Source organism: Macellibacteroides sp., from assembly GCF_050251695.1.
Taxonomy (GTDB): Bacteria; Bacteroidota; Bacteroidia; order Bacteroidales; family Tannerellaceae; genus Macellibacteroides; species Macellibacteroides fermentans.
Genome location: NZ_JBFWMI010000073.1, coordinates 1 through 11,892 on the forward strand (window position 1 = coordinate 1; position 11,892 = coordinate 11,892).

General features: G+C 44.4%; 10 protein-coding genes and 1 pseudogene. 6 read left to right on the forward strand and 5 right to left on the reverse strand.

Features of this window, described 5'->3' with window-relative positions:
* From AB7E53_RS10925 to AB7E53_RS10940, 4 genes and pseudogenes are all read right to left on the reverse strand, one after another.
* Positions 1–194: pseudogene (locus tag AB7E53_RS10925) on the reverse strand (acyltransferase family protein); the annotation flags it as partial.
* Positions 195–402: 208 nt separating this feature from the next.
* Positions 403–1,488, reverse strand: a complete 1,086-nt coding sequence (gene gcvT / locus AB7E53_RS10930) for a glycine cleavage system aminomethyltransferase GcvT (RefSeq protein WP_068178005.1) — start codon at positions 1,486–1,488, stop codon at positions 403–405.
* A 12-nt stretch (positions 1,489–1,500) separates the two neighbouring features.
* Complete coding sequence (gene pepT / locus AB7E53_RS10935) at positions 1,501–2,730, reverse strand: peptidase T (protein WP_446775647.1); 1,230 nt, start codon at positions 2,728–2,730, stop codon at positions 1,501–1,503.
* Positions 2,731–2,741: 11 nt separating this feature from the next.
* Positions 2,742–4,145: an amidophosphoribosyltransferase gene (locus tag AB7E53_RS10940; protein WP_079681998.1), complete on the reverse strand. Its 1,404-nt coding sequence runs from the start codon at positions 4,143–4,145 to the stop codon at positions 2,742–2,744.
* Positions 4,146–4,539: 394 nt separating this feature from the next.
* Between AB7E53_RS10940 and AB7E53_RS10945 the strand changes: the two genes are divergently transcribed.
* The 6 genes from AB7E53_RS10945 to AB7E53_RS10970 are packed head-to-tail and all read left to right on the forward strand — an operon-like array spanning position 4,540 to position 11,144.
* Positions 4,540–4,755, forward strand: a complete 216-nt coding sequence (locus AB7E53_RS10945) for a DUF6132 family protein (RefSeq protein WP_068178014.1) — start codon at positions 4,540–4,542, stop codon at positions 4,753–4,755.
* The gene (locus tag AB7E53_RS10950; RefSeq protein WP_079681997.1) at positions 4,752–6,074 is read left to right on the forward strand and encodes a TolC family protein; all 1,323 of its coding nucleotides are present in this window, start codon (positions 4,752–4,754) and stop codon (positions 6,072–6,074) included. The genes AB7E53_RS10945 and AB7E53_RS10950 overlap by 4 nt, the downstream gene beginning before the upstream one ends.
* A gap of 17 nt (positions 6,075–6,091) precedes the next feature.
* Positions 6,092–7,174 (forward strand): efflux RND transporter periplasmic adaptor subunit, encoded by a 1,083-nt coding sequence (locus AB7E53_RS10955; protein WP_446775649.1) that lies wholly within the window; start codon positions 6,092–6,094, stop codon positions 7,172–7,174.
* Between the two features lie 4 nt (positions 7,175–7,178).
* Positions 7,179–10,439, forward strand: coding sequence for an efflux RND transporter permease subunit (locus AB7E53_RS10960; protein WP_446775651.1), 3,261 nt, complete (start codon positions 7,179–7,181; stop codon positions 10,437–10,439).
* A gap of 7 nt (positions 10,440–10,446) precedes the next feature.
* A complete protein-coding gene (locus tag AB7E53_RS10965; RefSeq protein WP_079681994.1) occupies positions 10,447–10,758 on the forward strand; it encodes a hypothetical protein in 312 nt (103 codons plus the stop codon).
* A 32-nt stretch (positions 10,759–10,790) separates the two neighbouring features.
* A complete protein-coding gene (locus tag AB7E53_RS10970) occupies positions 10,791–11,144 on the forward strand; it encodes a winged helix DNA-binding protein (protein ID WP_446775653.1) in 354 nt (117 codons plus the stop codon).
* Between the two features lie 41 nt (positions 11,145–11,185).
* On the opposite strand, the gene AB7E53_RS10975 is transcribed toward AB7E53_RS10970, so the two are convergent.
* Positions 11,186–11,892: carboxylesterase family protein (locus AB7E53_RS10975; RefSeq protein WP_446775655.1), on the reverse strand; the 707-nt coding region annotated here is incomplete at its 5' end.

The window sequence follows — 11,892 nt, forward strand, 5'->3', positions numbered from 1 at the left end:
AAGAAAAAAAGAGGAACAGATACTCTGACTAGAATATTAGAAACGAATTCATTCACGACATAGAAAACCGGATAATCTGAGGCCGTTATATTAACAAAATCGGAAGACAGGTGGGCGTGAATAAAGACAACGCCTACTATCAATGGGAATCTAAGAAAATGGATGGTATCCGATTGCAAATCCGAATGTGACATTCCTCTGTTATTTATTCGTTGATGGTAATTAATATAACGCAGATTACGCTGTTTTAGTCTTATTCCAATAAAAAGGAATAAAGATGTGTATATAGAGAAAGCATAAAAACGCAAAAGGCGATTCCACAAAGAGAATCGCCTTTGACTATAACATACAGGATTAAATCATATATAAGTACAATAAAAGAATTTTACAAATTCCTTTCAATTACTTTCTGAATGGAGTCTTCACCACAGTTGCTTTCAGACTTCTGTTTCTAACCTTAATAAAGATTTCGGTACCTACTTTAGCAAACTCAGGTTTGACATATCCCATACCAATTCCAGATTTAAGAACAGGCGACATTGTTCCTGATGTTACAACGCCGATAATCTGATCGTTTGCATCAGCAATTTCATATCCGTGACGAGGAACACCTTTGTCGGACAATTCAAAAGCACACAACTTGCGGGTTACTCCTTCAGTTTTTTGCTTTTCAAGATAAGCCCGGTTCGTAAAATCTTTACCTTCCGCAAACTTGGTTATCCAACCCAATCCAGCTTCAATAGGAGAAGTAGTATCGTCCAGATCATTACCGTACAGGCAGAATCCCATTTCCAAGCGAAGTGTATCTCTTGCGCCCAGACCAATAGGTTTAATGCCTTCCGGTTTGCCTGCTTCAAATATGGCATTCCAAATCTTCATGCCATCCTCATTGTAAAAGTAAAGCTCAAAACCGCCGGCACCAGTATAGCCTGTATTTGAAATAATCACATTCTTACATCCGGCAAATTCACCAGTTGTAAAGCTATAATAAGGAATTGCCGAAAGATCGACAGAAGTCAGCCGTTGCAGCACCTCCGTAGCCTTTGGTCCCTGTATGGCAAGCTGGGCAGTACGATCCGAAGAGTTTTCCAATTCTGCTCCCACGCTATTATGAGATACACACCACTCCCAATCCTTAGCTATATTTCCGGCATTAACAACCAGCAGATATTTTTCGGGCTCATAATGATATACCAGCAAGTCATCTACTATACCACCCGTTTCATTTGGGAAACAGGTATACTGTGCTTTGCCCAAGGGCAAAACGGAAGCATCATTGGATGTGATACCCTGAATAAATTCGAGAGCTTTCGGTCCTTTCACCCAAAACTCACCCATGTGAGACACATCAAAAACTCCTACCCCGTTACAAACGGTAAGGTGTTCGTCGATAATTCCGGTATACTCGATAGGCATGTTAAAACCGGCAAACTCATGCATCTTGGCTCCAAGAGCAATGTGCACATCGGTAAATGGCGTTGTTTTCATGTTATATGTAATTTAAGATTTCTGAGCGGTTAACTCAGTTATTTTAATGATAGTTTCCATACTTTTCTCCAACGATTTTACAGGCAGGAATTCATACCTGCCATGGAAGTTAAGTCCCCCGGCAAAGATGTTAGGGCATGGTAATCCCATAAAGGATAAACGAGCTCCATCCGTTCCTCCGCGTATAGGTTTCACTAAAGGCTTAACACCTACGGCAGTCATCGCCTCAAAGGCTATATCGATAATGTGCTTTTGAGGCTCCACTACTTCACGCATATTATAATACTGATCCCGTATTTCCAGGCGGGTACTTTCGGGATGCATTCCATTCATACGGTCCACCAACAATTGTAGGAGCTGCTTTTTTTGTTCGAACAAGTTCCTGTCATGATCGCGTACTATGTAAGAAAGCATAGCTTCCTCTACCGAGCCGGTCATATTCGTGAGATGGAAAAATCCTTCGTAACCGGTTGTATTCTCAGGCCTTTGAGCAGAAGGAAGCCAAGAAGCAAAATCAAGTGCCAACAAAGAGGCATTCACCATTTTATCCTTTGCATATCCGGGATGAACATTAAGACCTTTAAAGATTATTTTAGCTCCGGCAGCATTAAAGTTTTCAAACTCCAGCTCTCCTATTTGTCCGCCGTCAATGGTATACCCCCATTGGCAAGCAAATTTTGCCACATCAAAATGATCGGCACCCTGACCAATCTCTTCATCCGGAGTAAAGCCGATACGAATCTTTCCGTGCTTTATTTCCGGATGCTCCTTAAGATATTGCATTGCCCCCATAATGGCTGCCACTCCGGCTTTATCGTCGGCTCCAAGCAATGTTTTCCCATCAGTAACAATCAGTTCCTGTCCTACGTAGTCGTTCAACTCCGGAAACATAGCCGGCGAAAGAACAACATTATCCTCTTTATTCAAGATAATATCTCCTCCCTGATACGAAACGATACGTGGATTCACGTCTTTGCCGGACATATCCGGACTTGTATCCAGGTGAGCGATAAAACCGATGACAGGAGTTTCTTCACTATCCGTATTAGCCGGCAATGTGGCCATTACGTACGAATGTTCATCAATAGAGATATCTTCCAATCCCAAAGCCTCAAGCTCATTTACCAATGCTTCGGCAAAAACCCGTTGCCCCGGCGTACTGGGAGTTGTTCCTGTCTCTTCGCTCGATTTTGTATCGAACGTTACGTATTTCAAAAATCTGTCTGTTACTGTTAGTCCCATAATATATGTATTTAAAAACAGCTTGAGCCGTCGTAACAATGCGTACAAACGCACTCTTTAGGCAAGCCGATGGATTCAATTAAATCTTCAACTGTATTGAATTTAAGAGTGGTTATATTAAGCTTCTCCCGGATACATTCCACCAGTTTGTTATACTGTTCGCTGCCTGTAGTCGAATATTTATCCAGGTCTTTGTTTTCATCACCCTCCAGTTCTTTAACAATTCGGCGGGCAATAAGTTCGAGATCCGATTTAGAAGCAGAGAATCCGAGGAAGGGACACGAATACATAATAGGAGGACATCCGATACGCATGTGAACCTCTTTAGCTCCATAACCATAAAGAATATTTACGTTGTCGCGTAACTGAGTACCCCGAACAATCGAATCATCACAAAAAACAACTCTTTTATCTTTAAGAAGCTGGCGATTAGGTATAAGTTTCATTCTAGCCACCAGATTTCGTACCATCTGATTGGATGGAGTAAAACTTCTTGGCCATGTGGGTGTATATTTTACAATGGCACGACGGTAAGGAATCTGCTTTCCTTCGGCATAACCCAAAGCCATTCCGATACCTGAATCAGGAATACCGGAAACATAATCGGCCTCCACATTGTCTTTCTTTGCCATGGCCCTTCCGCTTGCAAAGCGAACATGATCAACGTTCACTCCTTCGTAATCGGAAACCGGATAACCATAATAGACCCATAGGAAGGAACAAACCTGCATCTTTTCATTTGGTTTGCGAAGCTGCGTCATTGTGTCGGGGGTAAGAAAAACAACCTCACCGGGACCTACATTATATTCGAGTTCAAAATCAAGATTCGGAAAACTGCAAGGCTCACTTGTAGCCGCATATGCCCCCTCTTTCTTCCCAATAAGCAAAGGTGTACGCCCCCATTTATCCCGGGCAGCAATCAATCCCTCTTCCGTAAGAATCAGCATCGTACAAGAACCTTTTATTTTCTCGTACACCAGTTCTATTCCCTCAACAAAAGTTTTTCCCTGGGATATCAATAAAGAAATCAACTCCGTCTGATTGGTCATACCCGAACTCAATTCGGAAAAGTGGCATCCCTTTAACAGAAGCTCGGTTTCAAGCTCCTTCATATTATTAACTTTGGCTACGGTAACCAGAGCGTATTTACCCAAATGAGAATTAACAAAGATAGGTTGCGCATCCGTGTCGCTTATAATCCCGATTCCGGAATTACCTTCAAACTTATTCAATTCACTTTCAAACCGGGTTCTGAAGTAAGAGTTTTCCAGGTTATGAATCGACCGGATAAAAACACCGTTATTATTTGTAACCATCCCGCCTCTGCGAGTTCCTAAGTGAGAATTATAGTCTGTGCCGTAAAAAAGGTCTGTAGCACAAGCCGAATTAGAAATTGTTCCAAAAAAACCACCCATTGTCTTTTGTTGTTTACGATTATATAGGTCACAAAGGTAATTAAAATCGGTTTAGAGCAAATGTAAATCGAATGAATAATACAATTCTTTTTTCAACAAAAACGTTCTCTTAAATTAAAAAAAAACATGTTCATTCACCGTTAAGCCTCATTCTGATCTGGATCAGACAAGCTAAACATCTAAAGCCCAAAGTATGTTTTATAAGTAAATACCCACGCTACTTATTATATCCTGTTTTGAAGAAAATATAGTTCAAACTATTTTTATTACATTTATTTTCTTTTGGAAATTTGTTTGTATTAAAATAATATATATCTTTGCAACATATTTCTAGTGGATAATATTATCTAAAGAAATTTTAATAAGGAAATAAACAATAATTGAATATCAAACAATGAAACGAGCAGGAGAAATACTAAAAGAACAGGTATTAGCCATCATCGGAATAATACTTGGAGCCATAGGCGGATACCTTTACTGGCATTACATCGGATGTGTTAGCGGGACGTGTCCCATTACCTCTTCGCCCATAATGAGCACAATCTGGGGAGCTTTACTGGGTGGTTTACTGTTAAGCATGTTCAAAAAAGATAAAAAGGAATCAAAATGAGACTATCCAAATTACGTAAGGCTGGTCTGTTTGCAGCAGCGATAATGTTATCATATACATTAAGTGCGCAGACCGAAGTTCGCAAACTTCTATTGAATGAAGCCATTCAACTGGCAGAAGAAAATAACAAGACATTGAAAGAGTCGGAGTTGAACAAGAACATTGCCTCCGAAAAATATAATCAGTCGGCTGCCATTTTTATGCCTCAGGTAGATTTATCCTATACAGCCTTGTTTACAGACAACCCCTTGAATGCATTCGGATTCAATCTGCAACAGGGAATCGTAACAGCAGCCGACTTTAATCCGGCCACTCTTAATAATCCGAATATGACCAAAGACTTTAGTCCGAAAGTTGAAATGATGATGCCTCTGGTTAATCCGGATCTTATCTATCAGCGTAAGGCGGCTAAAAAAGGGAAAGAAATCGCCGGATTACAGCAGGTGCGAACCACCGAATATGTGGCCTTTCAGGTAAAGCAAGCTTACATGGAACTTGCTTTGGCATACGAAGCCAGGGAGGTGATAAGCCGGGCGTTGGCAACCTCTGCCGAAGGATTGAAAAGAGCACAGGCTTTTTATGACGAAGGGTTGATTCAGCGCACCGATTTATTAGATGCACAAGTGTTTAACAGCAAGTTGGAAACCGATTTATCGCAGGCAACGAACTCTATCAAGGATATCTCTGATAAGCTGAGCCTGATTATGGGAACGGAGACAGGTGTACAATATTCAGTGGATAAAATCACCGAAACGGCTGCTTCCGAGTATGCATATAACGATCACAGAACCGACTTTGTTGCCATGAGTAAAGCCATCGAAGCGCAGACATTCATGAGGCAATCGGCAAAAATGAATTTTCTTCCTAAGCTGAATGCTTTTGGAAGTTACCAGTACAATGACTCCAGGTTTGCCGAATTCGACAAAGGCAGCTATCTGGTAGGTGTTAAGTTATCATGGAATATTTTTAACGGAATGCGCGATAAGCGGACCATCCATATTGCCAATTACGAGATACAAAAGCTGACAAATCAGCTTGAACAGCAAAAAGACGAGGCAAAGGCCGAACTTATGAAAAGTACCCGTGCCCTGGAGACCCTCAGACTGGAGACAACTAAAAACGAGCAGATGGCAGAACAGGCTAAAGAGGCCTTACGTATCCTGCAAGACAGATATGAAGAGGGACTGGTATCTACAACAGATCTGCTCCGTTCGCAAACTCAATTGGCGCAGACTGAGCTGGCCTTAGCGCAATCTGTATTCAAAAGAAACGTCACGAAAGCCTATATCGAATTATTAACAGAAACAAATCGTAAATAAATAAAGCCATATATCGTATGAAAAAGATGAGATCAATCCTATCAATCATTGCAGGAATAGCCGCATTAGGTATTGCAACCTCCTGTTCGTCGGATGCAGAGCGGAAGCAAACTTCTACAACCGTAAAGGTAACTACGGTCAACCCCACCGTGCAACAGAACGACGGAATCGTAGCCAACGGACAAATTCGTTCGCTTGATGTAGCCAATATCGGCACGCGTATTATGGGAACGGTAAACAAAGTACATGTACGTGTGGGACAAAAGGTGGCTAAAGGCGCCCCGCTGGTATCCATCCAGGACGACGAACTGGCAGCTAAAGAAGGTCAGACCAGCGCTATGATTGCCGAAGCCAAGGCTGCTTTGGAGATTGCCGAAAAAGATTACAAACGCTATCAAACCTTGTTTGAAAAGAAAAGCGTATCTCGCAAGGAGCTGGAAAACGTAACCCTCAATTACCAATCTATCCAGGCCAAATACAATGCAGCGCTTAATATGCAGAAAGAGGTTGTCGCCCACAGGGGATACACTCAGCTCAGAGCCCCCTTCGATGGCGTAGTTACACAGGTCAGCGCCGACAATGGCATGCTTGCCAGTCCCGGTATGCCTCTTGTAGTTATTGAGAAACCCGGAACGCTGGAAGTCATCGCCAGTGTTACCGAAAGTGATATCCCATATATCTCTGAAGGGATGCAGGCACATATCACCGTCAAATCAATGAACAAAACCTTTGCAACCACCGTTCGCGAGAAGAGTCCCTCGTCCACCACTACCGGCGGTCAGTATATAATCAAGCTATCCCTTCCCGATTCGGTGAAGACAGGTGTATATACCGGAATGTATGTTCATGTGTTTATTCCGGTGGCAAAGAAAGAAACAGCTTCCAAAGGATTGCTTATCCCGCAATCGGCCCTTATTGAAAAAGACCAGTTGAAAGGAGTTTATATCGTTACAGCCGACAATAAGGCACTGCTCCGCTGGGTACGTTTGGGAAAACAATGGGGCGACCAGGTGGAAGTTCTTTCGGGTCTGAGTCCTCAGGACAAAGTAGTTACCTCTTCCCAGGGTAGATTGTATAACAGTTGTTTAATAGCAGAATAAGGATATGAGTAACAGACAAGGATTATCAGGATCGATAGCAGGAGCTTTTTTACAAAGTAAATTGTCAATTCTGCTTATGGTAGCCTTCCTGCTTGTTGGGATATTCAGCACCATGCTGATTCCCCGGGAAGAAGAACCTCAGATTGAAGTTCCGGTAGCAGATATATTTATCGGCATGCCCGGTGCTACTCCCCAGGAGATGGATTCACGCGTGGTTGCCCCACTTGAAAAGATAATATCCAACATAAAAGGGGTCGAATATGTATACTCCAATGCCATGCACGACCAGGCCATGCTTACCGTACAGTTTTACGTAGGCGACAACCTGGAAAACTCACTGGTGTTGCTATACAACGAACTGATGAAGGGTATGGACAAAATGCCCGAAGGTGCCACCATGCCCCTTATTAAAACCCGTTCGATCGACGATGTGCCGGCTCTTTCGCTCACGTTGTGGAGCGAAAACTACAGCGACTATAGTCTGAAGCAACAGGCCGAAGTACTGCGCAGCGAACTTAAAAAGATACCGGACGTATCGTATGTAGACATTCTGGGCGGACGAAGCCGTCAGGTGAAGGTTACGGTGGATAAAGACAAGATGGCCGGCAATAACCTCGATTTCACATCGGTTGCCAACTACATCAAGGGATCCAACATGCAGATGCAGGCAGGTAAGTTATATGCCAACAACGAGATGTTTACGGTTGAGACGGGAAACTTCCTGCATTCGGCCGACGATGTGGCAAACCTCATTGTTGGGATGAACAACAATCAACCAGTCTACATGCACCAGATTGCCACCGTAGAGGAAGGTCCGGAGAATCCTTCGCAATATGTTTCCTTTGGATACGGCAAGATTGAATCCGGCAAATCGGAGCAATTCCCTTCGGATTACGAAGCGGTAACCCTTGCCATCTCCAAAAGACAGGGAACAGACGCCATGAAGTTGTCGGAAAAGATCCTTGAAAAGGTAGATCATCTTAAAACGGAGCTGATTCCATCCGACGTACAGGTTAGCGTAACGCGCAACTACGGTAATACAGCCTCACATAAAGTTGACGAGCTGTTGTTGCACCTGTTCGGCGCAATTATTGCGGTTACATTGTTCGTAATGACCGCCATGGGATGGCGCGGGGGACTGGTGGTATTTCTATCCGTACCGGTAACCTTTGCTCTTACACTGTTTGCCTACTACGCGATGGATTATACCCTCAACCGAATCACTTTATTCGCCCTCGTGTTTGTAACCGGGATTGTGGTGGACGACTCCATCATTATTGCCGAAAACATGCACAGGCACTTCAAGATGAAGCTGTTGCCCTTCCGTCAGGCTGCTCTGTTTGCCATAAACGAAGTGGGTAATCCAACCATTTTAGCAACCTTTACCGTTATTGCCGCCGTTCTGCCCATGGCATTCGTGTCGGGTTTAATGGGACCGTATATGAGTCCGATGCCCATCGGTGCCTCCATCGCCATGGCATTCTCGTTGTTAGTTGCCTTAACCATCACCCCTTACCTGGGTTACCTGTTCTTACGTGAGAAGGATAAAAAGAGCTCTTTGTCTAACGAAGATAAAGTAGGTTCCGGCGTAGTGGTGGAAGAAAACAAGGAGCAGACCGAAGTACAACAAGGCAAAGTATACCGCCTCTATGAGAAGTTGGTATCCCCCATGCTGGAATCCAGAAAACTGCGCTGGGGATTTATGATCGGCACAACTGTGTTGCTATTGATATCCATATCGTTCTTCTACTTCAAGCTGGTACCTGTAAAGATGTTGCCTTTCGACAATAAGAATGAGTTTCAGGTGGTGATCGATATGCCCGAAGGAACATCGCTGGAGCAGACTGCAGCGGTAACCAAGGAAATAGCAGCCTTTATAGCCAATCAGGAGAATGTAATAGATTACCAGACCTATGTGGGTACATCGGCACCCATCAGCTTTAACGGGTTGATGCGTCACTACGACTTGCGTAAGGGAGATAATGTGGCAGACATCCAGGTAAACCTCACCGATAAAGGAGAGCGTTCTATCCAGAGTCACGACATAGCCAAGAAGATGCGTAAACCTATCCAGGACATCGCCCGCAAGTACAATGCCAATGCCAAAGTGGTGGAAGTTCCTCCCGGTCCCCCGGTATTATCTACCCTGGTAGCCGAGATTTACGGTCCGGATTACGAAACACAGATCCAGCTGGCCCGTCAGGTAAAAGACATCTTTGCCAAAACCACCGATGTGGTGGATGTAGACTGGATGATGGAAGACGATCACGACCGTTACCGCTTTGAGGTTGATAAGGAAAAGGCTATGCAAAGAGGCGTAGTACCCGCTATGGTTACTGCCAATATCCGCGCAGCATTGTCTGGTATGCCCGTAGGTATAATGCACGATGCCCAGGCAGAGAACCCGGTTAACATCGTACTGCAGCTTTCGGATATGGATAAAGCCAGCATCGAGGAGATAAAGAATATCAAGGTGATCAACCAGATGGGCCAACCGGTTGCCATTGGCGACATTGCCGTGGTAAAGAAGGAGTTGAAAGAAAAGAGCATTGCCCGTAAAAACCAGAAGCGGGTGGTGTACGTTACCGGAGATATGGCCGGAGCATTGGAAAGTCCGGTTTATGCCCTGATGAATATGAACAAGGAATTGGAAAAGGTGCAATTGCCCGAAGGATACAGTCTGACTGTGCTGAACAGCGAACAGCCTGAAAACGAAACGGATTACTCCCTGAAATGGGACGGCGAATGGCAGATTACCTACGAAGTGTTCCGCGACCTGGGTATAGCCTTCCTGGTGGCCATCATCATTATCTACATGCTGATAGTGGGCTGGTTCCAGAGCTTCTCCTCTCCCATCGTGATGCTTGCAGCCATTCCCCTCTCGCTGATCGGTATCATATTGGGTCACTGGATTATGGGAGCATACTTCAGCGCCACCTCCATGATCGGGTTTATTGCTCTGGCCGGAGTGATGGTACGTAATTCGCTGCTGCTGATCGACTTTATAAACATTCGATTGAAGGAAGGTGTTCCTATCAAGCAGGCCATCATCGAATCGGGGGCTGTACGCAGCATACCCATTATCCTTACGGCCGGTACGGTGGTTATCGGTGCGATTGTGATACTGTTCGACCCCTTGTTCCAGGGACTGGCTATCTCGCTGATGGGAGGAACCATCACCTCTACGCTTCTAACGCTTGTGGTTGTTCCTTTGTTATATTATAAACTGGTACGTAACAAGTACGCCGATAACGAAAAAAAATAAACTGCATATGAAACTAATCGTGGTTATGTCGGTCGAGGATGTGAAAGATTCCATCCTCGCCATTCTTCAGAAAGCTTCCGTGCCGGTATTAAGCATGGTCGACACCAAAGGCATGAAGCCTGCCGTATCGCTTGCCTTTGCCGCCAGCTGGCTTGGAAAAGAAAAACAGATCTACAATTCGCTGCTTTACTTTTCGTTTACCGACGAAGAGAAGGCCAACCGGGTTGTCTCTCTTATCGATGAATACAACAACCAGGAAAAATGTATTTTTCCGGCTCATGCATTTGTATTGCCTGTGGAGAATTCATCTTTAAAATAAATGTATTAATTTTGTAAACAAAACGAATTGATATGGATACATTGTGCTTAATACGAGATATATACCGATCCATCGGAGATTTTGAAGCTAATTTTCAGCAGACACACGACCTTTGTCTAAACGAAGGGATGCTGTTGTGTACGTTGCAGAAAGGCAAACTGTCTTCCGGCGAGATTGCCGCGGCCCTCGGACTCACCCATTCCAATGCCTCTAAGGTAATTAAATCGATAGAAGATAAGGGGTTGGTAGACCGTGTACTGGGTGATAAGGATAAACGACAGATGTATTTCTCTCTTTCGGAAGAGGGGAAAAAACGACTTTCGTCTATTAAATGCGACCGGGTGGAAATTCCGGAACTGCTTAAGAATGTCCTTCCCAAGGAATAAACAGAATAAAAAGAGGGTGAAAATCACCCTCTTTTTTTATGCTATACCAACGTAGCCCTTGCCTGGCGGTCGGGATCGTTTTTCACTTCACATACATCGTTCAGCACCATCACTTCACCCTTTTCCGACGTAAACCGGGGCCATTGTGGCAAAGCTCCTCCGTTAGGGTCTCCCTTCTTCATAAAATTCAGCAGGGCATCCGCCATCTTTACAGATAATTTACGGGGACGGGCACCGCCGCCTGTATGGGTAAGCATCAAGTCTGTATTCTTGAACCAGAAGCAGATATCCAGACAGTGGAAAGCGCGCATACGGTTGTCGAACAATGGAGGCTCCCATCCGAACCAGGCCATATATACCGGCGCATTCTGTTTAAGCTTGGCTTCGGCCGTAGCTACCGCACCCTGACGGGAAGAGATGATCAAAGCAAAGAGTTCGATGGGCTTAGCCTTGGGAAATGCTTTTGCATACGCATCTACAATGACTGGAGCTTTATCCCCTTTCATGGCTTTAATCCGTTCCTGCAGTCCGTCCATCGTCATCTTTTCTATCTCCGGATCGGTACGGCTGGGCGACCATTCGTGGAAGGTGGTGCATATCATCAGCGGGATAGAAGATGAGAAGCTGGTGGGATCCGAATAAAAAGTATCCGAAGGCAGGTGGAATCCATCGGCCACGGGAGCAAATCCGCCGCGCATCATACCGGATACACCGGTCTCCTTATTCAGGCGTGTCATTGCAGCATTGG

Coding starts and splice junctions, on each gene's coding strand:
- gcvT (WP_068178005.1), bottom strand. CDS start 1,488: ATGAAAACAACGCCATTTACCGATGTGCACATTGCTCTTGGAGCCAAG.
- pepT (WP_446775647.1), bottom strand. CDS start 2,730: ATGGGACTAACAGTAACAGACAGATTTTTGAAATACGTAACGTTCGAT.
- AB7E53_RS10940 (WP_079681998.1), bottom strand. CDS start 4,145: ATGGGTGGTTTTTTTGGAACAATTTCTAATTCGGCTTGTGCTACAGAC.
- AB7E53_RS10945 (WP_068178014.1), top strand. CDS start 4,540: ATGAAACGAGCAGGAGAAATACTAAAAGAACAGGTATTAGCCATCATC.
- AB7E53_RS10950 (WP_079681997.1), top strand. CDS start 4,752: ATGAGACTATCCAAATTACGTAAGGCTGGTCTGTTTGCAGCAGCGATA.
- AB7E53_RS10955 (WP_446775649.1), top strand. CDS start 6,092: ATGAAAAAGATGAGATCAATCCTATCAATCATTGCAGGAATAGCCGCA.
- AB7E53_RS10960 (WP_446775651.1), top strand. CDS start 7,179: ATGAGTAACAGACAAGGATTATCAGGATCGATAGCAGGAGCTTTTTTA.
- AB7E53_RS10965 (WP_079681994.1), top strand. CDS start 10,447: ATGAAACTAATCGTGGTTATGTCGGTCGAGGATGTGAAAGATTCCATC.
- AB7E53_RS10970 (WP_446775653.1), top strand. CDS start 10,791: ATGGATACATTGTGCTTAATACGAGATATATACCGATCCATCGGAGAT.